At 70.1% G+C, this 23,098-nt stretch carries 17 protein-coding genes; 9 read left to right on the forward strand and 8 right to left on the reverse strand.

Annotated elements, in window-relative coordinates:
• Positions 1-121 precede the first annotated feature (121 nt).
• The 4 genes from VFB40_RS26340 to VFB40_RS26355 all read left to right on the forward strand — a co-directional run bounded on the left by VFB40_RS26340 (position 122) and on the right by VFB40_RS26355 (position 5,949).
• Entirely contained in the window at positions 122-1,081 is a 960-nt protein-coding gene (locus VFB40_RS26340) for an alpha-E domain-containing protein (protein WP_324855326.1), read from the forward strand.
• A gap of 2 nt (positions 1,082-1,083) precedes the next feature.
• Positions 1,084-1,950: a transglutaminase family protein gene (locus VFB40_RS26345; RefSeq protein WP_324855329.1), complete on the forward strand. Its 867-nt coding sequence runs from the start codon at positions 1,084-1,086 to the stop codon at positions 1,948-1,950.
• 109 nt (positions 1,951-2,059) lie between these two features.
• Positions 2,060-2,881 (forward strand): alpha/beta fold hydrolase, encoded by an 822-nt coding sequence (locus VFB40_RS26350; protein WP_324855331.1) that lies wholly within the window; start codon positions 2,060-2,062, stop codon positions 2,879-2,881.
• 239 nt (positions 2,882-3,120) lie between these two features.
• Positions 3,121-5,949 carry an AfsR/SARP family transcriptional regulator gene (locus tag VFB40_RS26355; protein ID WP_324855333.1) on the forward strand — a complete coding sequence of 943 codons (2,829 nt, stop codon included), beginning with the start codon at positions 3,121-3,123 and terminating at the stop codon, positions 5,947-5,949.
• A 140-nt stretch (positions 5,950-6,089) separates the two neighbouring features.
• Here the strand turns inward: VFB40_RS26355 and VFB40_RS26360 are convergent, their stop codons facing one another.
• Both VFB40_RS26360 and VFB40_RS26365 read right to left on the reverse strand, forming a co-directional pair.
• Positions 6,090-7,058 (reverse strand): hypothetical protein, encoded by a 969-nt coding sequence (locus VFB40_RS26360; RefSeq protein WP_324855335.1) that lies wholly within the window; start codon positions 7,056-7,058, stop codon positions 6,090-6,092.
• Between the two features lie 453 nt (positions 7,059-7,511).
• Positions 7,512-9,686, reverse strand: coding sequence for a DEAD/DEAH box helicase (locus tag VFB40_RS26365; RefSeq protein WP_324855337.1), 2,175 nt, complete (start codon positions 9,684-9,686; stop codon positions 7,512-7,514).
• Positions 9,687-10,124: 438 nt separating this feature from the next.
• Between VFB40_RS26365 and VFB40_RS26370 the strand changes: the two genes are divergently transcribed.
• Entirely contained in the window at positions 10,125-12,173 is a 2,049-nt protein-coding gene (locus VFB40_RS26370) for a hypothetical protein (RefSeq protein WP_324855339.1), read from the forward strand.
• Positions 12,174-12,197: 24 nt separating this feature from the next.
• On the opposite strand, the gene VFB40_RS26375 is transcribed toward VFB40_RS26370, so the two are convergent.
• The 5 genes from VFB40_RS26375 to VFB40_RS26395 form a co-directional block, all read right to left on the reverse strand.
• The gene (locus VFB40_RS26375) at positions 12,198-13,154 is read right to left on the reverse strand and encodes a PDR/VanB family oxidoreductase (RefSeq protein ID WP_324855341.1); all 957 of its coding nucleotides are present in this window, start codon (positions 13,152-13,154) and stop codon (positions 12,198-12,200) included.
• Positions 13,147-13,347, reverse strand: a complete 201-nt coding sequence (locus VFB40_RS26380) for a hypothetical protein (protein ID WP_324855343.1) — start codon at positions 13,345-13,347, stop codon at positions 13,147-13,149. The genes VFB40_RS26375 and VFB40_RS26380 overlap by 8 nt, the downstream gene beginning before the upstream one ends.
• On the reverse strand, positions 13,344-14,354 hold the full coding sequence (locus VFB40_RS26385; RefSeq protein WP_324855345.1) for an aromatic ring-hydroxylating dioxygenase subunit alpha: 1,011 nt from the start codon (positions 14,352-14,354) through the stop codon (positions 13,344-13,346). Before VFB40_RS26385 ends, VFB40_RS26380 begins: the two co-directional genes overlap by 4 nt.
• Before the next feature lie 105 nt (positions 14,355-14,459).
• On the reverse strand, positions 14,460-15,218 hold the full coding sequence (locus VFB40_RS26390) for an IclR family transcriptional regulator (protein WP_324855347.1): 759 nt from the start codon (positions 15,216-15,218) through the stop codon (positions 14,460-14,462).
• Positions 15,219-15,270: 52 nt separating this feature from the next.
• Entirely contained in the window at positions 15,271-15,627 is a 357-nt protein-coding gene (locus VFB40_RS26395) for an MmcQ/YjbR family DNA-binding protein (protein ID WP_324855349.1), read from the reverse strand.
• A 770-nt stretch (positions 15,628-16,397) separates the two neighbouring features.
• On the opposite strand from VFB40_RS26395, the gene VFB40_RS26400 reads away from it, so the two are divergent.
• Together VFB40_RS26400 and VFB40_RS26405 are read left to right on the forward strand one after the other, a co-directional pair.
• Positions 16,398-17,798: an arabinofuranosidase catalytic domain-containing protein gene (locus VFB40_RS26400; RefSeq protein WP_324855358.1), complete on the forward strand. Its 1,401-nt coding sequence runs from the start codon at positions 16,398-16,400 to the stop codon at positions 17,796-17,798.
• 234 nt (positions 17,799-18,032) lie between these two features.
• Positions 18,033-19,217 (forward strand): zinc-dependent alcohol dehydrogenase, encoded by a 1,185-nt coding sequence (locus VFB40_RS26405; RefSeq protein ID WP_324855350.1) that lies wholly within the window; start codon positions 18,033-18,035, stop codon positions 19,215-19,217.
• Positions 19,218-19,233: 16 nt separating this feature from the next.
• On the opposite strand, the gene VFB40_RS26410 is transcribed toward VFB40_RS26405, so the two are convergent.
• Positions 19,234-19,905 carry an alpha/beta hydrolase family protein gene (locus VFB40_RS26410; RefSeq protein ID WP_324855352.1) on the reverse strand — a complete coding sequence of 224 codons (672 nt, stop codon included), beginning with the start codon at positions 19,903-19,905 and terminating at the stop codon, positions 19,234-19,236.
• Positions 19,906-20,114: 209 nt separating this feature from the next.
• On the opposite strand from VFB40_RS26410, the gene VFB40_RS26415 reads away from it, so the two are divergent.
• Both VFB40_RS26415 and VFB40_RS26420 read left to right on the forward strand, forming a co-directional pair.
• Positions 20,115-20,537: a hypothetical protein gene (locus VFB40_RS26415; RefSeq protein ID WP_324855354.1), complete on the forward strand. Its 423-nt coding sequence runs from the start codon at positions 20,115-20,117 to the stop codon at positions 20,535-20,537.
• A gap of 269 nt (positions 20,538-20,806) precedes the next feature.
• The coding region (locus VFB40_RS26420) for a beta-galactosidase (RefSeq protein ID WP_324855356.1) at positions 20,807-23,098 on the forward strand (2,292 nt) is incomplete at its 3' end.

The following is a 23,098-nucleotide window of genomic DNA, read 5'->3' on the forward strand; positions in this document are numbered from 1 at the left end:
CGACGCCCACGATGCCGCGGGTACGCCGGATCATCCAGTCGCCGGACGCCGGTCCACGCGAGGGCGGCCCGGCCGCCGCCGTCATCGCCAGCCAGCAACAGCAGCAGTAAGGAGGCGGTCCATGCTCAGCCGCATCGCCGAGTCGCTGTTCTGGCTCGGCAGGTACGTCGAGCGGGCCGACGACACGGCGCGGGTGCTCGACGCGTTCATGCACCGCCTGCTGGACGAGCCCGGCACCGACGAGGAAGCAGCCTGCCGGACGCTGTTCGCGATCCTCGGGGTGACGCCGCCGCCCGCCGATTCCGAGCCCTGCGACGCGCAGAGCGTGCTCGACCTGCTCGGCTTCGACGCGGCGAACCCGAGCTCGGTCGCCGGGGCCTGGCGCAGCGCGCACGACAACGCCCGGGGCGTGCGCGAGGTCATCAGCACCGAGACCTGGGAATGCCTCAACGCGACGCATCACGCGCTCCCGGCGCAACGCAGGGCGGCCGGCCGGGTCGGCCCGCACGCGTATCTGCGGTACGTACGCGAGCGCGCCGCGCTCTTCTCCGGACTCGCCGACTCCACGATGAGCCGCGACGACGGCTGGCTGTTCCTGACCCTCGGCCGCAGCCTTGAGCGGGTGGACATGACCGCGCGGCTGCTGTCCGTCAAGGTTCTGGCTTCGCGCTACGCCCCCGAGTGGGCGACGCTGCTGCGCGCCGCCGGGGCCGATGAGCCGTACCGCCGCACCGAGGGCTGGGACAGCGATCCGGAGTCGGCGGCGCGCTTCCTCATGCTGGAGGAGAACTTCCCGCGCTCGATCGTCTACTCGCTGAGCACGGCAGAGTACTGCCTCGGCCAGCTCGCCCCGCCTTCCCCCGGCCCGCGCTCCCGAGTCCAGGTGCTCGCCCCGACCGCGCGCCGGGTGGTCGGCCGGATGCGGACCATGCTCGAGTACTTGGACGCCGGCGCGCTCGTGACTCAGCTGCCGGCGGTGCTCAAAGACCTGCAGGACGCTTGCCTGGTGGCCAGCAAGCAGATCGCCGACGAGTACTTCCAGTACAGCGCCCCGGTCGTCTGGCTGCACGGAAAGGACTGACGGTGCCCACCGAAACCGACTCCTGGCGCCTGGCCATCGTCCACGAGACGGTCGTGGAATACGCCGGCGCGGCCCGTGCCTCCTACAACGAGCTGCGGATGACCCCGCTGAGCACGCCCGGGCAGGTCACCCTGAACAGCTACGTCGAGCTGCATCCGCGCGCGGCGATGTGGCAGTACACGGATTACTGGGGCACCCGCGTGACGGCATTCGATCTCCAGGAGCCGCACAGCACGTTGACGATCCGCGCGGCCAGCACCGTGGAGACCAAGACCGCGCCGAACTCGTCCGCCACCCGCCTGAAGTCCGACTGGGCCGCGGTGACCCGTCACGTCGCCATGGGCGAACTGGCCGAGTTCGTCACCCACACCGACCGCACCACCATCAGCGGGCGGCTCGAGCAGGAAGTGCGCGACCGGATCCGCGGCGCCGACCCGCACGAGGCCGCGGACGAGATCTCGGCCTGGCTGCACGACACCGTCAGCTACGTCCCGGGCGCCACCGGGGTGCACACCAACGCGCAGGAGTCCTGGGAGCAGAAGTCAGGGGTCTGTCAGGACTTCTCGCACATCGCCATCGCGATGCTGCGCTCGATCGGACTGCCGGCGCGGTACGTCTCCGGCTACCTGTTCCCCACCGCCGACGCCGAACCGGGTCTCGCGGTCGAGGGGCAGAGCCACGCCTGGGTGCAGTACTGGGCCGGCTCGTGGTGCGGCATCGACGCTACCAATCACACCGTTCCGGGCCCGCGCCACGTCGTGGTCGGCCACGGCCGCGACTACGGCGACGTGCTGCCGCACAAGGGCATCTACCACGGCGCGCCGGACAGCGCGCTGACGGTCTCGGTGCGCTTCACCCGCCTCGCCTGACCCGCCCGGCGGAACCCTCCCGGACGATGGGCGCGGAACCGATGATTTTCGGCGGCCGCAGGAGTCGAATGGAGTGACGGAGCTTCGCGCCCGACCCCGGGAGGAATCGATGACCTCATCCGCGCACGTCACCACGGACACCCTGGCCACCCCCGACGGCAGCCTGTACTACGAGCTGCGCGGCAGCGGTCCGCTGCTGGCGATCGTCGGCTCGCCGATGCACACGGCACCGTTCGCACCGCTGGCCGACCTGCTGGCCGCCGACCACACCGTGCTGACCATGGACCCGCGCGGCCAGTACGGCAGCGTGCTCAACGACCCCGAGTCCGACTCGACTGTGCCGCTGCGCGCTGACGACCTGGCCCGCTTGATCCAGCGCGTCGACGCCGGGCCGGCGACCGTGCTCGGCTCCTCCGGCGGCGCCGTCACCGCGCTGGCGCTGGTCGAGGCGTACCCGCAACTGCTGCGGACCGTCGTCGCGCACGAGCCGCCGCTGGCCCAGCTGCTCGACGACCGCGAGCAGCAGCTCGCGCTGCAGGAGGAGACGGTCGCCACCTTCGCCGCCGGCGACACCCTCGGCGCCGTGCGCAAGTTCATGGCGAACGCGGGGTTCGTGATGCCCGAGGAGGTGTTCCTCCAGGCTTTCGGCCGGGAGCGCTCGCCGCAGGAAGCCGCCGGCGAGCGCTACTTCTACCTGCACGAGCTGCGCGGCACGGTGACCTGGCAACCAGATCTGGACGTGCTGCGCGCGACCCCGGTCAACCTGATCATCGGCATCGGCGAAACCTCCGCCGGACAGCTGTGCGACCGCGCCTCGCGGGCGCTGGCCGCCGCGCTGAAGCTCGAGCCGGTGATGTTCCCGGGCGGCCACGGCGGATTCATGGAGGACGCCGCCAAGTTCGCGGCGCGGCTGCGCGAGGTCGTGGGCTGAGTCATCAACCGGCTGCCGAATGCGGACTCTGAGGTTAGAGCGATCGAGGACTGGGGGCCGGGCTCTCGTGCCGATGGCCGTCGCCGGGCCGCGTTGTCGTCGGTCGACGGCCGCAAAGGCAATACAGCCGGCCCCCAGCCCTCGGTCGCTCTTGGCCGCGACCCGCGGGGTTAGGCTGGCGGTGATGCGCGGATCTCAGGTCGCGGGCACCGCGCAGGGCACGGCGCCGGGGAGGCACGGTGAAGCTCGGGATTCTGGGGCCACTGCTGGTGATCGACGACGCGGGCCGTCAGATCCAGGTGTCGGCGCCTCGGCAGCGTGCGCTGTTCGCGGCGCTGCTGGTCCGGGCGAACCACACCGTGTCCGCGGAGGAACTGGCCGAGATCGTCTGGGACGGAGCTCCGCCGGACGGCGCCGACTGCACGCTGCGCACGTACGTCATGCGGCTGCGCCGGGTGGTCGGTCCCCAGGTCGCCGCCCGCATCCTGACCCGCGATCCGGGCTACCTCTGCCAGGTGGCCGAAGCCGAACTGGACGCGCTCCAGTTCGCGGCCCTCTCCCGGGAGGCGGGCGCCGCGCTGCGCGCGCAGGCCTGGAGCCTGGCCGCCACGACCGCGACGCGCGCGTTGAACCTCTGCCGGGCGCAGCCGCTGCTCGACGTCGCGTCGCAGTCCCTGCGCGAGGAGTTCACGCCCTACTTCGAGCAGCTGCGCTTCGACGTCCTTGAGGGACGCATCGAGGCGGATCTGCGGCTCGGCGCGCACGACCAGCTCGTGCCGGAACTGCGTGCCCTGATCGTGAAATACCCGCTGCGTGAACGGCTGCACGCTCAGCTGATGCTCGCGCTGGCCGGAACCGGCCGGCAGGCCGAGGCGCTGGAGGCGTATCGGGACGCCCGCCGCGTGCTGGTGCGCGAACTCGGCGTCGAGCCGGGAGCACGGCTGCGGGACCTGCATCGCGGGATACTCGCCGGCGATCCGGCGCTTGTCGGCATGCCGTCGCAGGGTACGGACACGGCGCAGGGTTCCGTGCGGCAGCCCGGGGTCGTCGTGCCGAGGCAGCTGCCGGCCGCGGTGCGGCATTTCATCGGGCGAAACGATGAGCTCAAGGCTCTTACCGGCTTGGTCGGCCACGGCGACAACCAGAGCCGCGCCGTCGTCATCGCGGCGATCGACGGCATGGCCGGGGTCGGGAAGACCGCGCTGGCCGTGCACTGGGCACACCAACACGCCGCGCTGTTCCCGGACGGGCAGCTGTACGTGAACCTGCGCGGGTTCGACCCCTCCGGAGCACCGGTCACGACCGCGTCCGCCGTTCGCCGGTTCCTCGACGCGCTCGCGGTTCCGGCCGCGCGCATCCCGTCCGACCCGGAAGCCCAGCTCGACCTCTATCGCAGCCTGCTGGTCGGCAAGCGGATCCTGGTCGTGCTGGACAACGCGAGGGACGGCGAGCAAGTCAGACCGCTGCTTCCGGGTGCGGCCGGCTGCATGGCGCTGATCACCAGCCGCAACCGGCTCCCGGACCTGATCGCGCTGGAGGGCGCGATCCCGCTCACGCTGCGCCTGCTCACCGATGACGAGGCCCGCGAGCTGCTCGCGCGCAGACTCGGCGCCGGGCGCGTCACCCGGCAGCAACCCGCCGCGGACGAACTGATCGAGCTGTGCAGCCACCTGCCGCTGGCGCTGAACCTCGCCGCCGCGCGGGCCGCGGTACGGCCGGACGACGAGCTCGACACGCTGGCCGCCGAGCTGCGAGACGCCCAACGGCGCCTGGACCTGCTGTCGGCCGGGCCCGGCGGGGCCGACGTGCGCGCGGTGTTCTCCTGGTCCTACCGCACTCTGAGCGCACCGGCGGCGCGGTTGTTCCGGCTGCTCGGCGTGCATCCGGGCCCTGATATCGCGGCTCCGGCGGCCGCCAGCCTCGCCGCGCTTCCGCTTGACCAGGCGCGCGGCGCGCTGGAGGAACTGACCGCGGCGCATCTGCTGACCGAGCCGACCCGTGGCCGCTACGGCATGCACGACCTGCTGCGCGCTTACGCCAACAATCTGGTCGCGGAGCACGAAACCGAGGACGCCTGGCGCGACGCGGCACTCCGGGTCCTCGACCACTATGTCCACACCGCCGCCGCGGCTGACCGCGTGGTCGACCCGAAGCGGGACCTGATCGCCCTCACGCCCGCTCGGCCAGGCGTCGCGCCCGAACGTTTCGCCGATCCCGGACAGGCCTGGCAGTGGTACGAGGCCGAACGTCCCGCGCTGCTCGCCGCCGTCGCGCTCGCGTCAGCGCAGGGCTTCTACGATCGGGCCTGGCAACTGTCCTGGGCGCTGGCGACCTTCCTGCATCGGCAAGGGCATTGGCAGGATCAGATCGACACCCAGTACGCCGCGCTGGAGGCCACCCGCAACCTCGGCGACACGGCAGGCGAGGCATACACGCACCGCGTGCTCGGCCGCGTCTACACACGGATGGCGCGCTATGAGGACGCGGATACTCATCTCCGGCAGGCTCTAGCGCTGTTCGAGCAGCTCGGAGACCAGCTCGGTCAAGCCCATACGCTACGCGGCCTGGCTTGGCTCTTCGAGCGCGAGCAGCGTTTCGACGACGCGATCGGGCGCGCCCAAGACGCCCTGAGCCTGTTCCAGCGCGTCGGCCATCGCGCCGGTGAGGCCTTGGCGCTCAACGCGGTCGGGTGGCTGCACGTCCAGCGGGGCGACTACCACCAGGCGCTGGCCGTATGCCACCAAGCCCTGAACCTCGACCGCGAACTGGGCGACCACGACAGCGAAGCCAATGCCCTGGAAAGCCTCGGATACGCATACCACCGGCTCGGCCGGCACGCTGATGCGATCACCGCCTATCGGCAGGCATTGCCGCTCCTGCGCGAAAGCGGTTCGCGGTACTTCGTGGGCGACACGCTCGATCACCTCGGCGACGCCCACGAAGCGGCCGGCGATCATCGCGCCGCGCGGCAGGCCTGGGACGAAGCCCTGGCCATCATGGACGACTTGCAGCACCCTGACGCGATCCGCATTCGAGCCAAGATCGGGTCGACCGGCGGTCCGGGCTGAGGGGCCAGTCCGCGCTGACCGGCCGGTTCGGGGCCGCGAGCCATCCGCCACGACGAACCGGCGAGCGGTCCGCCGCTGTCAAGCGGTCCGCTCGCCGGTCATTCAGTGTGCTGAGAAGTGTGCGTGTGCCGAAAAGCGCGTCAGCCGCTGGTCACGCACTTGTTGGCTGCGTTGGACCACAGGCCCTGAACGTCGTACTTGCCCGTGCTCAGCGTGAGGTAAGCGTCCTGATCCACACACTCGTCGCCGATCTCACCGTTGGCGTTGTTGTTCCAGCCGGCGGTCGGCCAGAAGTCCGTGACGGTCTCGGCGTACTCGTGGGTCTCGGTGGACTCGATGCCGGAGAGCAGCCGTCCGTCGGTCAGCGTGGTGCAGGCTCCGGCGCCCTCGTCCGGGACGTAGGGGAGGTTGGTGTAGGCGAGGTTGCCGTAGCTGGACGAGGTGTAGTCGTGCCAGGCGCAGAAGCCGCTGTTCGGGAAGCCGTCGGGGTGGGTGCCGCTGGCCGAGACGATCACGTACTGCGCGTTGTAGTTCGGCGTCTGGGTGGTGTTGCCGAAGTGCGCGGCCGCCTTCTTCGCCTCGCCGGCCAGCTGCGAGGCGGAGGCGTTCGAGGGCTCATTCGCGGCGTTGTCGAACCAGGTGCCGGCCAGCGGGGACGCGGAGGGATGGGTGACGTGCGTCCCGCCGCTGCCGCAGCTGGTGGTGCCCGCGCTCAGGCCTTCGCAGTACTGGTCGAGGATGGTGCCCCAGGTGTCCTTGCTGCCGTACAGGCCGTTGAACATGCCCTGCAGGTCCTTGGCCACCCCGGCCTTGTCGGAGGACCACTGCTTGCCCCAGAAGACCAGGTAGACCTTCGGGGTGGGGGAGACGGCGCCGTGGGCCGCGCTCGTCGTCAGGGACAGGGTGTACTGCGAGGTGGCGCGCGCGGCGGCCGCGTGGACGCCGGCGTGCAGCGACTTCACGCCGAAGTGCCCGGCCGTCTGGCTATCGGGTGTGTAGTTCGGGGCCGCGTTGGCGGAGGAGGTGCCGGGCAACGCGACGACCGCGATCGCGGCGAGGGCGGCGGCTGCGGCGGCGACGCCGCGCGACGTGGACGTGGGTATTCGCATGGGAAGTGACTTTCGTTCGGTCCGAGTGAGACACCGCCATGCGTCGGTGCCGCCGGTGCGGCAGCGGCGCGCCCGAAGCGCAGCTGAATCAGGGGCGGATGTTGCGCACTCTAGCGTCGAAAGACAGGGTCCGACTATCACGTGCAGGCAAAGGCGCGTCCCGGCTCCGCAAAGGCGAGCCGCGGTTCAGTAGGGCCTGGAAACCGGCTCCCGGCGGCCAGGCCGGCTCGTCGTCCGGCAACCTGACCATCCAGCCGGAGGCCGGATTCACCGGCGGCCAGGTCACGCTGACCGTCGGAGTGAACCAGCAGCCTGCCACGCTGTTCACCCTCTTCGGCAACCTCGACTCCGACCCGACGAACGACACCGTCTCCTATGACATCCCGGCCGCTTCCTAGCCGCGCCCGACAGCGCACTGCTCCCGGACCCGCCGTGGATCCGGGAGCGGTGCGGCTAATTCGAGGACGCGATGCCGAGCCGTTCCCGCTCCGTGTCCACGACCTTCCGGGCCAGCGCGGCCTCGGTCAGGTCCCGGGCGTCGGGGGAGGACTCGGCGGTTTCGCTGCGGCGGGCGTAGGCGTCGAAGAGCTCTGTCTTGTTGCCCAGCAGCTCCAGCATCCGCTCGTCCACGCTGTCGGCGACCAGCAGCCGGTGCACCTGTACCTTGTGCACTTGGCCGAGGCGGTGCGCGCGGGCGATCGCCTGCGTTTCGAGCGTCGGCTTGACCTGCGGCTCGCACAGGATGACCACCGAGGCCGCCTGCATGTTGATGCCCACGCCGCCGGCCTGGATCTGGCTGACCAGCACCGCGGGCCCGCGGGTGGCGGTGAACTCGTCGACCAGCTCCTGGCGGCGCGGCGGTGGCATCGAGCCGGTCAGCGGGCCCAGTGCGCGCGGCCCGAGCACCGTGCACACCGTGTCGAGCACGTCCCGGAAGTAGGAGAAGACCACGATCTTGCGCCCCGAATCGCAGGCCTCGTCCACCAGCTCCACCAGCCGACGCAGCTTTGCCGAGCCGTGTACGTTCCCTGACGCGTAGGCGGCTCGGCGCATCGCCATGAAGTTGCCCTCGTCCACCGCCTTGCGGTACGCGGCGAAGTCCTCGGAGCCGAACTCCTCCCACTCGTCGACCCGGGTCAGCTCGGGCAGCTCCGCGAGCACGTCCTCCTGGTTGCGCCGCAGATACGCCGGGGCCACCGCGCGGCGGAACGCCTTCGATCCGGCGATCGCATCGATCTCCGCCTCCGGGTCGACCAGCCCGGGTTGCAGGTAGTCCACCAGGTTGCGGAACTCCTCGACCCGGTTCTCCATCGGTGTGCCGGTCAGGAACAGCACCCGTTCGATCCGGCGGGTCCACGCGGCGAGTGCCTTCGAGCGCTGCGTGTCCGGGTTCTTGACGTAGTGTGCCTCGTCGACCACGAGCATCGCGATCCGCACCCGCGGCAGGGTGATGGAGCGCACGCTCTCGAAGGTGGTGACGCCGACGCCGCCGGATCCGGCCCAGGCCAGCAGTTGCTCGTCGCGGCCCGCGCCGTGCAGCCGGTAGGGCCGCAGGGAGCTGTGTCCGCGCACCTCGCGCATCCAGTTGATCAGGACGCTGGCCGGGCAGACCACCAGGAAGTGGCGTTCCCCCTCGGCGCGCAGGTGGGCCAGCGCCGCGACGGCCTCCACGGTCTTGCCGCAGCCCATCTCGTCGCCGATGATGACCCGCCGTCCGGCCAGCGCGAAGCGCGCCCCGAACTGCTGGTAGCCGCGCAGCTCGACGCGCAGGTGCCGGGTGTCGAGCTGCTGCTTGCCGATCTCGGCGGCCAGGTCCTCGGGGATGAACCCGCGTGCCGCCTCGGCGTCTTCCTGCACCCCGACGATCCGCGCCAGGGTGCTGAAATACTCGGCGGCGCGCTTCTCGAAGTCGCGGCGGATGGTGGACGAGCGCGGCCGTTTGGCGCGCAGCCGTGTGCCGGCGGTCTCGATCCGCTTCAGGTCGCGCTGGGTCGCCGGGGCGTCGAGCAGTTCTTCCAGGGCGGCGACGGCCTCACGGGCCTCGTCGCGGCGGCGCGCTCCGGTCAGCGCCCGCCGCAGCCTGCCGCGCAGCGGGGTAGCCGCGTCGATGAGCCGGCCGAGGTGGTCGCCGAGCCGGCGGGCCGGATCGCGGGCCCGGTCCATCGGGCCTTGCGCCTGCTGCACGCGATGCAGGGCGGCCAGCAAGGCGGCGCCCTGCTCGTCGTCCGGGTCCACGTCCGCGGAGATCCGCGTGTCCTGCTCGACGGCCTCCGCGATCCGCCGCGCGGCGGCCACCGCCTGCGCCGCGGTCTGCGGACCCACCCCGGGTATCTGCTCCAGCCGCTGCGGCCCGGCGTTCAGGACGTCGTGCACGCTGCCGAAGCCGGCCTTCTCCAGCTTGGCCACCGGCAGCCGGGGCACGATCTCCTTGAGCCGGTCCACCGGCGCGCCACGCAGCCGATCGCGCACCGCGGCCGAGTGCAGCGCGGCGTACGCGTCACGCACCGCCTGCTGCGCGCGCCGATCGTCCTCGATGAGTGAGCGCGCGGACTCAGCCGCGGCCGCGGCACGCCGAAGTAGAGCCCTGATGGCGGAAGGGCTCTTCGACACGGGCGTCTGCACGGCCACGCGTTACCCGGATTCGCTCGGTGGATGCAGTTTCGGACAGGTCCAGCACTCTACTGGCGCGCGGCTGGCGATGACGTGTCACGGCCGCGCCACGACGCTGGAACCCGGATGCGGATCAAGCCCTTGGCGGTGTATACCATGCGCAGACGTATGTGCGGCGGTGTCGCCGCACGGCCCGGACCTTGGGGGGAGCGGAGTATGTCGGAGCCGGAGGCTGCGCCGGGGCCGCAGGACAGTGCAGTGGTGGCGGAACCGGAGCCGGAGGCTGCGCCGGGGCCGCAGGACAGTGCTGTGGCGGCGGAGCCGGAGGACAGTGCTGTGGCGGCGGAGCCGGAGCCGCAGGACAGCCCGGTATTGCCGACGGTGGAAGCAGATTCCACGGCTGCGCAACCGGAAATCAGTAAGCCAGTCGCCCAACCGGAAATCAGCGAGCCGGCCGTGGAACCGCAAGCCGGTTGGGCACTGCCGGATACCGCACCGCAGTTCGCGAAGTCCGGCGCCCCGTTCAGTCCTGCACTCGGCCAGCAGGCGACGGCGACGGCCAGTCCCTCGCCCAGCCAGCAGGTGACCGCGCCGTTCCCGCCGCCCAGCCAGCAGGTAACCGCGCCGTTGCCGATGCCGGACCAGTTCGCGACGGCGCCGTTCCTTCTGCCGGGCCCCGCGGGCGCCCCGGCCAAGAAGTACCCGCGCAAGCGGATCGCGCTGATCTCGGCCGGGGTGGTGACCGCGCTGGCCCTGGTGGTCGTCGGCATCGTCGCCCTGTGGCCGGGCCGGTCCGGCAACTCGATCGTCGCCGTCGCGCACTGTCAGCCTTCTGATCTCGCCAGCTGCCTCATCAAGGCCCCCGACGGCGCGGTGCAGCTGAGCGACGCCGCGCAGTGGGACCAGGCGACCACGGTGACCTCGGACCTCTACAGCTCCAACATCACCGCCGACGCCTCAGGGGTCAGCACCGACACCAGGACCCTGCTCGACTCGGACGGCCTGCAAAAGATGGTGCACCAGGACTGGAACGCGGTCGACGGCAACAACGTCGACCTGGTGCTGCTTCAGTTCGGCAGCCAGAAGGGCGCCCAGTCCTGGCACGCCACCCGCGCCGGCGAGATCATGGCCGCCTATCGGGGCCCGGCGGTCAGCATTCCCGGGGATTCGTCCGGCAGGGCCTTCGCCGCGACCAAACCGGACGCCCAGGGGAACGTGTCGGCCGCCTACTCGGCCGTGGTCGGCGACATCGTGCTCAACGTCGCCTACTCGAGCCCGAAGACCCTTGGCATCAAGGACTTGCAGAACTGGGCGGGTACGGAACTGGCCTCGCTGCAAGCCGCGCCGCCCGCCGCCGCGGATCCCGCCGACGCCGCACCCGGCACCCAGCGCGTCGCCTGCACCGGCCAGCTCGTCTCCTGTCTCATGCCGCTGCCCGGCGGCGCCGAGCACTGGACCTCGCCCAACAGCTCGGACTGGGTCAGTGGCTCGACTCTCAGCCAGCAGCAGTTCATCAAGCTGTTCTGGAAGACCGAAAGCCAGTCGCAGGTGCAGTCCAACTTCACCACGAACGGGGTCACCGGGATCGCCCACCAGGACTGGCTCACCGACGGCGGCGACAAGCAGGCGGACGTCTACCTGATCCAGACGGTTACCGCCGCCGGGGCCAGCCAGCTCAACGGCGACAACTTCGGCGAACCCAACTGGGACAAGGGCGAACACGGCACCGGCCACACCATCCCCGGCGAGCCCCAGGCCCAGGCCTGGTACACGAATCAGGACTCGGACGGCTTCAGCCACTTCTACTTCGAGGAGAACATCGGCAACGTCATCGTGCACGGCTGGATGTTCTTCAGCGGCTCGTTCGACTCCGCCACGGCCGACCGGTGGGCCCAAACGCAGCTGAACCGCGTCAGCAACAGCGCGAGCACTCAGCCGATGGGCCTGTTCCCGCTCACCGCTCCCGCGCTGCCCGCCCCGAGCCAGGGATCCTGCCCCGCGTCCGGCGACTGCCTGCTGCCCCTCCCCGCCGGGGCCGCCGACACGACCGCGTCTTCGTACCAGGTCGGCCACGATCTCGAGGCCGCGTTCTACGCCGCTCAGTACGAGCCGGACAACAGCACCGACGTCGGCTCATGGTTGGGCTCCGACGGTTTCACGAGCGGTGAGCACCGTGCCTGGAGCACTCCAGACGGGGCCAACGCCGACGTGGCGCTGCTGAAGTACGGCAGCCCGACGCAGGCGCAGGCGGCGGTCCAGCTCGAGTACGGCCTCAACGCCTCGGCCCAACACGACCGCGTCTGCACCGACTCGAAGGTGCCCGACTCGTTCTGCCTGGCCACGGCGGTCACCGTCAGCGACCCGCTGCAGAAAGAGACCATCAGGGTGCTGGCCTGGAAGGGCGACTACGAGGTGAGCGTCAGCGTGACGAAGTCCAACGCCGCTGACGTCGCCGACGCTTACGCCTGGGCACAGCGACAGTTGGACCTGCTGCCCGCGAGCTAGCCGGCCTGGCGTCGTTCGGCTAGCTCAGAGATCGAGGACGAGCCGTTCGCCGCGGCAGCGGGAGACGCAGATCATCATGGTCTCCCCTGCCGCGCGCTCGTCCGCGGTCAGCAGCGAGTCACGATGGTCGGGCACGCCCTCAAGCACGTCGGTCTCGCACGTGCCGCAAGTGCCCTCGGTACAGGAGTACAGCACCTCGATGCCCGCGGCGCGCACCGTCTCCAGCACCGAGGCGTCCTGCGGCACGGTGAGGGTTCGCCCGGAACGGGAGAGTACGAGCTCGAATGGCCGGTTCTCAACGCCGGCCTCCTGCTCCTTGGGCTGGAAGCGCTCCATCGCCGGTTCAGGCCAGCCGGTTTGGTCGCAGTAGTCTGACACTGCGTCGAGGAGCGGGCCTGGACCGCAGCAGTAGACGGCCGTCTCCGGCTGCGGCGCGCCGAGATAGCCCGGCAGATCCAGCAGACCGGTCTCGTCTTGCGGGCGCAGCAATACCCGGTCGCCGAAGCGTGCGCTCAACTCCTCGGCGAACGCCATCGACGCGCGCCGACGCCCGCCGTACAACAACGACCACTGCGATCCTGCCGCTTCGGCCGCGCGCAGCATCGGCAGGATCGGGGTGATGCCGATGCCGCCGGCGATGAACAGATAGCGGGCCGCGGGGCGCAGCGGGAAGTTGTTGCGCGGGCCGCGTACTCGCAGGGCCGACCCGACCGGCAGCGAATCGTGTACGTACGCTGATCCGCCGCGCCCCTCGGGCTCGCGCAGCACGGCGACCCGCCAGGCCGAAAGGTCGGCCGGGTCGCCGCACAGCGAGTACTGCCGCTCCATCCCGTCCGCGAGCAGCAGGTCAAGGTGCGCGCCCGGCTGCCACGCGGGCAGGTCCGCGCCCTCGGCGTGCCGCAGCGTCAGGGAGACCACGCCCTGGGCTTCCTCACGGCGTTCGGCGACGACGACCGGGACGACGGTCACGTTCTCAGCCATCTGATCCCTCGGGTCGGTGTCCGTCTGGATGGGACAGCAGCCAGGTCCACATCTCGACCGGGTCGTCGCAGGTGTGCCGCGCGCCGCAGTGGCAGGTGCCGCGCAGCAGATCGGAGCCCGGTTCCCAGTCGATCCGGTTGATCAGCCCGGTCACCATCTCGGCAGGCTCGGCGCTCGGGGCCGGGCCGGTCATGCGGAGGCGAGGCGGGCCAGGATGCGGCGCGCGGCCAGTCCGCCGGTGTCGATGTTGATGCTCAGCTCCTGGTAACCCGCCGGCTCGCTGTCGAGCGCCTTCTGCAGGAGATTGAGCGCGTCAACGTCCTGCATCACCACCGTGTGGTTGAAGTCGTGCAGGAACTTGGTCACCTCGTCGTCCTCGCGGGCGAAATCCCGGGAGACCGCCCAGAAGTCGTACACCTTGCCCGGAGCGCCGGGTGTGATCGCGTAGGTGATCTCGGTCCGGAACACCGGCTCGGTCTGACCGACCGGCATGATCCGGCTGTGCAGCAGGTACAGGCACGGCGCGAAGTACTCGATGTCCTGAAGTCGGGTGATGCGGCCCTCGATGCCGGTCGAGCGGGCGTAGAACGGCGGGCAGGCCGCATCCATCATGTGCCGCGACACCCGCACCACACCCGCGGCCTCATCGACCTCGGTGCTGATCGGAGTCTCGGCGACCTCGGGGGTGCCTATGTAGCCGCCGTGCAGATACGTCTCGTGCGAGAGGTCGAGCAGGTTGTCGACGAGCAATCCGTAGTCGCAGTCGATCGGTTCCATACCGCGCACGGTCACCATGTCCGGGTCCGCGAGGTGCGGGGCGCGCGGAATCAGCTTCTCGTCGGCCCGCTCCGGATCTCCGATCCACACCCACACCAGCGAGTCGAGCTCCGCCACCGGATACGAGGCCACCCGGGCGGTGCGCGGAATGCGCTGCTGACCGGGGACGTACACGCAGGTGCCGGACGTGTCGTAGGTGAAGCCGTGGTAGCCGCAGACGATCCGATCACCGTCGAGCCTGCTGGCGGAGAGCGGGAAGCGGCGGTGCACACAGCGGTCCGAGAGCGCGACGACGCTGCCGTCCTCCTCAGTGCGGTACAGGACGATCGGCTCGCCCAGGATCGTGCGGCCGAGCAGGTCACGTCCGACCTCGCCGGCGTAGGCGCTGACGTACCATTGGTTGCGTGCGAAGGCGGTGGCCATGAGTACTCCGGTGTACGAGGGCCGATAGCGGCGGATGACGAAGCTCGAAGAGCCCGGATGACCGCAGCGTCGCAAGGCGGGCACCCGGCCACAACGCGACTTCCGTCAGGCGGAAGTCCAGCCGAGCACGCGGGAAATACCGAGTCCGGCCAAGCGAACGGCCGGCGCGAGCGTGTTCGGCCGGGCACCGACGCAGGGCACGATGACGGACACCGCCGCGACCACCTCACCGCGCGATCCGCGCACCGGGGCCGCGACCGAGAGCGCGTCATCAGTGATCTGACGGTCGCTGACCGCGAAGCCGGCCCGGCGCACCTCCGCCAGCATCCGGCGCAGCGTCGCCGGGTCGGTGACCGTGAACGGGGTAAACGAGGCCAGCCGCTCCGCCGCCAGATACTCCTCCTGGACGGCGGGATCGCTGTGCGCGAGCAGCACCAGGCCGACGCCCGTGGCATGCAGCGGCCAGTGCGCACCGACCCGCGCGAGCACGCCCACCGCGGAGCGGCCGGAGATTCGCTCGATATACACGACTTCCATCCCGTCGCGCACCGCGAGCTGCACGTTCTCGTGCGTGGCCTCGTACAGGTCCTCCAGGAACGGCATCGCCGCCTCGCGCAGCGCCAGACCGCGCGGGGCCAGCGCGCCGACCTCCCAGAGTCGCAGGCCGATGTGGTACGCCCCCGAGGTGTCGCGCTCCAGCGCACCCCAGGCCGTGAGCAGGGCGACCAGCCGGTGCGCGGTGGGCAGGGTCAGGCCGGCCCGGCGGCTGATCTCGGTGAGCGTGAGCGCCGGAGCCGACCGGTCAAAGGCGGCCAGCACCGCGAGCAGCCGGTCGGCGGCCGTAGCGGGCGCGGGCGTGGTCATGGCGCTACCGTAGACCGCCGCAGGTGGGCGCGGCAGGACGCGCCGCGCGAGACTACGGCTGGCCCAGCGCGCGGCGCTGTTCGCGGGTCAGTGAGGAAACGACCAGGTCGTACGAGTCCTCGATCAGGTCGCGGGCCATCGAGTCCGGCACCGAGCCGTCCAGCAGGACGGTGTTCCAATGCCGCTTGTTCAGGTGGTAGCCGGCCGTGATCGCCGGGTGCTGCTCGCGCAGCCGCTCGGCCAGCTCCGGTTCGCACTTCAGGCTCACCGACAGCGGGTCCGAGTCCAGGGCGCTGATCGCGAAGATCTTGCCGCCCACCTTGAACACGGAGGTCTGCGGGTTGAACGGGAAGGTCTCGACCGCACCGGTCAGCGCCAGGCAGGCGGCTTTGAGCGCATCGGCATCCATGGCTCCATTCTGGCAGTGACTGGTGCCGCACCGCTGGTCAGCAGCGGTGCGGCACCTGGGCTCAGCGGCCGTAGCCCGTGGCCACGACGTTCGCCTGCACCGAGGCCTCGGTGCCACCGGCGGCGACGAGCCCGGCGGTCGCGACGACCGCCACCGTCGCGCGCCTCCGAAGCGAAAGCATGAAAGCCTCCTGTGTTAGCGCTAACAGAACTGGTCGCCTGTTACCGGCCTCAGGTGATCGGAGCATGGGATCCGGTGCGTGGGCACCTTCGGCGGGGACCGCGCTGCGCGACGCGGTCTTCGAGCACGACGACAGGCGCAGTGTGCAGAGGACGTTGCGGGGCGGCAATGACGCCGGAATGAATGATCTGACACGATGTGTAGCCGGACGAACACTTTCCGCGCTCACCCTCGAGCTGAGCTGCGTCGCTGTGGCTCAGCGCGGCAGCGCCGATCGCGCGTACCAGTCGGCTGCGACGGGAAAGTTTCCGCAAATGCCGCTTCGGAAAGCCGTTCGAAGCTTCGCGGACCCTTGACACGACCCCCGGTGTGAGGCAACGTCTGCATACCGAAACGCCTCGGGTCGCCCTTCAATGCGGCGGCGGCGAAGCGGCCCGAGATGTTAGCGCTAACAATGTGTGAGTCACGCTCGACGGAGAGCTGGGAGACGACATGAACGGCAGCGCATCATGACCAATCGCGGATTGCGGGCAGCGCGGCCCGCGAGGCTCGTCCGGTGGGGAGCCGCAGTGGCGGTCATAGCCGGCGGCATGATCGGCGCCGCGCTGACGACGGGCTCGGCCCAAGCCGCATCGCAGGGGCCGTGCGACATCTACGCCGCAGGTGGCACGCCCTGCGTCGCCGCGCACAGCACGACCAGGGCGTTGTACGGGTCCTACAGCGGCTCGCTGTACCAGGTGCGCCGCTCCTCGGACAACGCCACGCTGAACATCGGCCCCGTTTCGGCCGGCGGAGTGGCCAACGCCGCCGCGCAGGACTCGTTCTGCTCCGGCACCACCTGTCTGATCACGGTCATCTACGACCAGTCCGGGCGCGGCAACAACCTGACGCAGGCCCCTGCGGGCGGCGCGGCCGGCGGTCCGGACAACCTCGCCAACGCCACTGCCGCACCCACGACGCTCAACGGCAGCAAGGTGTACGCCGTGTATGTGGCCGCGGGTACCGGTTACCGCGACGACAGCACCAGCGGGATCGCCACCGGCGACCAGCCCGAGGGTGAATACGCGATCTTCGACGGCACGCACTACAACGGTGGCTGCTGCTTCGACTACGGCAACGCCGAGACGAGCAACAACGACACCGGCAACGGCCACATGGAGGCCATCTACTTCGGCAATATCAAGGTCTGGGGTTACGGCACCGGCAACGGCCCCTGGATCATGGCCGACATGGAGAACGGCCTCTACTCCGGCGTTAACGCCGGCTACAACGCCAACGACCCGACGATCAACTACCGCTACACCACCGCGATCATCAAGGGCACCGCGAACCTGTGGTCGATCCGCGGCGGCAACGCGCAGTCGGGCGGCCTGTCCACGTTTTACAGCGGCGCGCGGCCGAACGTCTCCGGCTACAACCCGATGCACAAGGAAGGCGCGATCATCCTGGGCATCGGCGGTGACAACAGCAAGGGCTCGGCAGGCACCTTCTACGAGGGCGTCATGACCAGCGGCTACCCCTCGGACGCCACCGAGAACTCGGTGCAGGCGAACATAGTCGCGGCCGGATACGGCGTCGGCGGCGGCAGCGGTGGTACCGTCACCGGTCCGATCCACGCGGTCGGCGCGGGCAAGTGCCTCGACGACCCGAACGGCACCACGACCGCCGGCACCCAGCAGCAGATCTACACCTGCAACGGCCTGGCCCCGCAGAACTGGACCCACACCTCCTCGGGCACCGTGACCGTGACGAACAACGGCACCACGGACTGCCTCGACGCGAACGGCCAGGGCACCACCGCGGGCACGAAGGTGATCATCTGGCCCTGCAACGGCCAGGCGAACCAGCAGTGGACGTTCAACTCGGACGGCACCATCACCGGCGTCCAGTCAGGGCTCTGCCTCGACGTGACCGGAGCGTCGACGGCCGACGGCGCGCTGGTCGAACTGTGGACCTGCAACGGCGGCAGCAACCAGCAATGGACGCAGTGAGCGCCGTTAGGCCCGCCTGAACCGGCCGGGGCGGCGAACCCTCGCCTTCATTGGCCGTCGTCCCGGCACCAACACAGCCTCCCGCGTCCGGTACCGCACTTACCGGCCGCGGGAGGCGTCCTCCTTCTCCGCGCTTCCGTTTCGGAAGGCGGCGCGGGGGCACGCGCCGACAGGCACGGGCCGACAGCGCACCCCGGAAACGGCGCCCCCGGCCCGCAGCGGCGAGGAGGAGCTATGAAGGCGTTGACCTGGCACGGCCGTCGCGACGTACGCGTCGAGTCCGTCCCCGACCCGGTGATCCAGGATCCGACCGACGTGATCGTGCAGATCACATCGAGCGGACTGTGCGGCTCCGACCTGCACCTCTACGAGGTGCTCGGTCCGTTCCTCTCCGCCGGGGACATCCTCGGGCACGAGCCGATGGGCATCGTGCGCGAGGTCGGCGCGGAGGTCACCGGCGTCAAGCCCGGCGACCGGGTCGTCATCCCGTTCAACGTCTCCTGCGGCACCTGCTTCATGTGCGCGCAAGGCCTGCAGTCGCAGTGCGAGACCACGCAGATGCGCGAGTACGGCACCGGCGGCTCGCTGTTCGGCTACACCAGGCTCTACGGGCAGATTCCCGGCGGTCAGGCGGAACTGCTGCGCGTGCCGTTCGGCAACGCGCTGCCGATCAAGGTGCCGGAAGGGCCGCCGGACGACCGATTCGTCTTCCTCTCCGACGTGCTGCCCACCGCGTGGCAGGCCGTCGAATACGCGGCGGTTCCGCAGGGCGGCAGCGTGGTGGTGCTCGGCCTCGGCCCGATCGGGGACATGTGCGCGCGCATCGCCGCGTACCGCGGCGCCGGGCAGGTCATCGGGGTCGACCTGGTGCCTGAGCGGCTTCAACGCGCCGGTGCTCGCGGCACGCACGTGCTGGATCTGGCCGAGCACGGCAAGGACCTGCCGGACGTGATCCGCGAGCTGACCGAGGGCCGCGGCCCCGACGCCGTCATCGACGGGGTCGGCATGGAGGCGCACGGCGCACCGATCGCCAAGCTCGCCCACCAGGCCACCGCGCTGTTGCCGGGCCGGATCGCGGCGGCGATGATGCAGCACGTCGGCGTCGACCGGCTGGACGCGCTGCTGCTGGCGATCGACGTGGTGCGGCGCGGCGGCACGGTCTCGCTGTCCGGGGTGTACGGCGGCATGACCGACCCGCTGCCGCTGCTGACCATGTTCGACAAGCAGATCCAGCTGCGCATGGGCCAGGCGAACGTGTGGCGCTGGGTCGAGCAGATCCTGCCGCTGCTGACCGACGACGATCCGCTCGGCGTGGACACCTTCGCGACGCACCACGTGCCGCTGACCGAGGCGCCGGCCGCGTACGAGATGTTCCAGAAGAAGCAGGACGGCGCCGTCAAGGTTCTGTTCCAGCCCTGATCCGTCGATTCAGAGCTCAGAGCAGAGTGCTGATCCATTCCGTCACGGTCTCGACGAGGGACTCGAGCACGGGTGACTGATCCTTGCGCACGGCGAACTCGTGGTTGCCTGCGGGCAGGCCGACAAGGCGGTGCGTGTCAGGTAGCGGCGGGAACTCGGCGGCGTTGCCGAATGGGTCGGCCGCGCCCTGGACGATCAGGGTTGGAAGACCGGTGGCGGTCAGTTCGTCGGCGCGCGACTTCTCCGGCTTGCCGGGCGGGTGCAGCGGAAAGGCGAGTGCGAGGACCGCGGCGGCGCCGGTCGACGCGCCGGTCCGGCAGGCGACCCGGGCCCCGGCGCTGCGCCCGCCGACAATCAGGGGCGTGTCGCTGTACGTGTCTCCAATGCCGCCGCGTTCATCGCTTCCGTCGCCGCGGCCTTTACGGAGATGATCAAGGACTGCGCGCCAGCCGACGTCGAGGGTCTTCGGCGCGGGCGCGATCCGCTTCCCTGCGACGCGCCAGGGCTGTTCGACCAGCACCACCTCGACGCCGTGCGCCGGCAGCCCGGCGGCCAGCGCCTGGAGGTCCGCCGCCTCGATCCCGCCCCCGGCGCCGTGGCCGAGTACGAGCGTGGCACGGCGTTGGCCGACCGAGGAAGACCAGGTCAGCCGGGCGTCGCCGAGCGGAGTGGGGACGAGCGTCGTCATGATCCCGAGCCTAGCGGCGATCGGTCGGCTTGAGCGCGAAACCGCAGGTCACGCGCGTGTGGTGAGCGGGCTTTCCGCTCGTTCCGGAGCGTCGCCGACGATATAGCCGCTGATCAGAGCCATCGCGCCGGGGAAATCTCATCGTGGCCTGTTTCGACTGCGGTGGTCCGGTTATGCGCAATCAGTCAGTTTCATGTGAGGTGAGGGCAATGCTGCTACTTGGACTCCTGCTGCTATGCGCGACCGGCGCCTTCACGGGGCTGCTGATCGCTTACAACACGGGCGGCGGCCCGGACTACACCGTGACGATGTTCGGCAACACCCTCGGCACGTTCAACAGCCTGGAGATCTTCATCGCCGGCCTGGCGCTGGCGCTGATCTTCTGCTTCAGCCTGTTCCTGATGTTCGGCGGCGCGGCCATGGCCCGTCGGCGCAGGGTCGCGCGGCGCGCCGAGCGCCGGGAGGCCCGCGCGGCGATGGCGGACCGCGACGCGATGGCGGCCCGGCTTGAGGAGCGGGACGCCGCGTACGCCACCGAGGCCGACACGACGAACACTGATGTCGCCGCCGAGGACACGGCCGCGACCACCACGTCGCGGCGCCACCACCGGCCGCACGTCTTCGGCCACTGATTGAGCACGGCACTGAATAGGCACTGAGTAAGCACAAGCACACAGCTCGACAGCCTCGCCGCCGAGCGCCGCGACTGGCGCTCGGCGGCGACGTGTGGCGGGCCGGGTCTGGCTGGACGGCAGTGCTTCGAGTCGTCGAGTTGTGTTGACTCCTGAACCTTGCCGAACTCATCCGATCGTGCATCACCAAAGAACCCGACATTATTGACCGCAGTTCAAAATGCCGCTTCTATGAACCGCGACCCTGTTCGCGGACCTCGGAGCGCGGCATGACCCTGGATCGGCGCACCTTCAACGCCCTAACCGCGGGCGCGGCCACCGCCCTCGTGCTGACCGCTCGGGCTCAGGCCGCGCAAGCCGCCCAAGCGGCCACGACGGCCCGCGCAGCCACAGCCGCCGCGCCTGAGCCGCTGCGCCATCGCGTGCCGCACAGCGTTACCTTCGACAAGTACTCGCTGATGGTTGACGGCCGCCGACTGGTCCTGTGGTCCGGCGAGTTCCACCCTTTCCGCCTGCCGAGCCCGTCGCTGTGGCCTGATGTGCTGCAGAAGATGCGCGCCAACGGCTACAACGCCGTGAGCATCTACGTGAACTGGAGTTATCACAGCCCCGCGCCGGGTTCGTACGACTTCACCGGCGTGCGGGATCTGGACCAGTTCCTCGCCATGGCTTCGGCGGTCGGCATCTTCGTCACCGTGCGCCCCGGTCCCTATATCAATGCCGAGGTGGATGCCGGCGGCTTCCCCGGGTGGCTGACCGCGACGCCGGGAACCGCGCGCACGAACGACAGCACCTACCTCGGGCACGCCGACGAGTGGCTGACTGCCGTCAACGCGATCGTTTCGAAGCATCAGTACACAGATGGCGGCGGCACGGTACTGCTCTATCAGCTGGAGAACGAGTACTCCTCCCACCTCGGCGACGGCGTCGGTGCGGCGTATATGGCGCATCTGTACGCAAAGGTGCGCGCGGACGGGATCACGGTCCCGCTGTTCCACAACGACAAGGGCCGCAACGGCGACTGGGTACCCGGCAGTTTCAGCACCAACGGCGAATCCGGCCGCTACCTCTACGCCTTCGACGGCTACCCCTCGCCGAGCAGCACCCTGCCGGACTGGGGCTACTTCGGGCCGGGCGGCGCGAAGGGAGGCTCGACGGCGAGCCCGAACACTCCCGGGTTCGAGGCGGAGTTCGGCGGCGGCTGGTTCGATCCGTGGGGCGGCGCCGAGTTCGCCGGCCAGGGTTACGCGGGCGCCCGTGCGTCGCGCGACGCGGTGTACGAGCGGCGGTTCTATCTGACGAACCTGGCCAACGGCATCAAGTTGCAGAACGTGTACATGACCTTCGGCGGCACCTCCTGGGGTTGGCTGCCGGCGCCGGTCGTCTACACCTCGTACGACTACGGCGCCGCGATCGACGAGGCGCGCAATCAGACCTCGAAGCTCGTGCCGATGAAGCAGATCGGGCTGATGCTCGAATCGGTGCCCGACCTGGCCGAGCTGGACGAAGCGACGCCGGTGACCGCCTCCAACAGCGCGATCAAGACTTACCACCTGGAGAATCCGAGCACCGGCGCGCACTTCTACTTCCTGCGCAACGACACCTCCGCCGAGGTGTCGGGCACGGTGCCGGTCTCGGTCGGCGACAGCCAGGTCACGGTGCCGGTCTCCGGCGGCGGCATCCGCCTTACCGGCAAAGACATGAAGGTAGTCGCCACCGGCATCTCGGCCGGACGTCGAACTCTGCGATACACCACGGTCCAGCCGATGTATGCGGCCACGGTCGGCGGCCAGGACATCGCCCTGCTCGCCGGACGAACCGCCGATCCGGTCGAGTTCTCCCTCGACTACGCAGCCGCACCGACGGTGTCCGTACTCGCCGGATCCGCCACCTCCGCCTACGACAGCGCCGCGGGCGCCCTGCAAGTCAACGCCCAGCTCTCAGGCCTGATCAGAGTCCTGATCACGCCGTCAGACGGATCCGCGCCGCTGCTTCTCCTGCTCGCCGACGACGCGGCGTCCGCGACGTTCTGGAAGCACGACACCTCGTCCGGACCGGTGCTCGTGCGCGGACCGGCCGTGCTGCGCGACGCTTTCGTGCTAGGCCCAGTCGCCGCACTGACCGGAGACACCACGGCGGCCAGCGACCTCGAAGTGTGGGCGCCACGCGGTATCAGCCGGCTGATCTGGAACCGGGCACCGGTGGCCGTCCGGCACACCGACTCCGGAAGCCTGTCGGCCGCCATACAGCTGCCCGGCCCGGAGCAGGTCACTCTGCCCACTCTCACGCACTGGCGCTATGCGCCGGAGAATCCCGAGTCGGCTCCCGGTTTCGACGATTCGACCTGGGCGCTCGCGAACAAGACCGCCTCGTTCAGCACCACGCCGGTGCCGTCCGGACAGCCCGTGCTGTTCGCCGACGACTACGGCTTCCACTACGGCGACGTCTGGTATCGGGGCTCTTACACCGCGGCCGCTGGAGTGCAAAGCGTCAGCCTCGCCTACTCCTCCGGAACCCAGGGCATGTTGATGGCCTGGCTGGACGGCGTACCGCTGGGCACG

The sequence above is a fragment of the Actinocrinis sp. genome (genome assembly GCF_035650855.1).
Classification (GTDB): Bacteria; Actinomycetota; Actinomycetes; order Streptomycetales; family Catenulisporaceae; genus Actinocrinis.

Excerpts from the sequence above, each read along its gene's own strand:
- VFB40_RS26340 (WP_324855326.1), top strand. The coding sequence starts at position 122 with ATGCTCAGCCGCATCGCCGAGTCGCTGTTCTGGCTCGGCAGGTACGTC.
- VFB40_RS26350 (WP_324855331.1), top strand. The coding sequence starts at position 2,060 with ATGACCTCATCCGCGCACGTCACCACGGACACCCTGGCCACCCCCGAC.
- VFB40_RS26360 (WP_324855335.1), bottom strand. The coding sequence starts at position 7,058 with ATGCGAATACCCACGTCCACGTCGCGCGGCGTCGCCGCCGCAGCCGCC.
- VFB40_RS26375 (WP_324855341.1), bottom strand. The coding sequence starts at position 13,154 with ATGGCTGAGAACGTGACCGTCGTCCCGGTCGTCGTCGCCGAACGCCGT.
- VFB40_RS26380 (WP_324855343.1), bottom strand. The coding sequence starts at position 13,347 with ATGACCGGCCCGGCCCCGAGCGCCGAGCCTGCCGAGATGGTGACCGGG.
- VFB40_RS26385 (WP_324855345.1), bottom strand. The coding sequence starts at position 14,354 with ATGGCCACCGCCTTCGCACGCAACCAATGGTACGTCAGCGCCTACGCC.
- VFB40_RS26390 (WP_324855347.1), bottom strand. The coding sequence starts at position 15,218 with ATGACCACGCCCGCGCCCGCTACGGCCGCCGACCGGCTGCTCGCGGTG.
- VFB40_RS26395 (WP_324855349.1), bottom strand. The coding sequence starts at position 15,627 with ATGGATGCCGATGCGCTCAAAGCCGCCTGCCTGGCGCTGACCGGTGCG.
- VFB40_RS26400 (WP_324855358.1), top strand. The coding sequence starts at position 16,398 with ATGATCGGCGCCGCGCTGACGACGGGCTCGGCCCAAGCCGCATCGCAG.
- VFB40_RS26405 (WP_324855350.1), top strand. The coding sequence starts at position 18,033 with ATGAAGGCGTTGACCTGGCACGGCCGTCGCGACGTACGCGTCGAGTCC.
- VFB40_RS26410 (WP_324855352.1), bottom strand. The coding sequence starts at position 19,905 with ATGACGACGCTCGTCCCCACTCCGCTCGGCGACGCCCGGCTGACCTGG.
- VFB40_RS26415 (WP_324855354.1), top strand. The coding sequence starts at position 20,115 with ATGCTGCTACTTGGACTCCTGCTGCTATGCGCGACCGGCGCCTTCACG.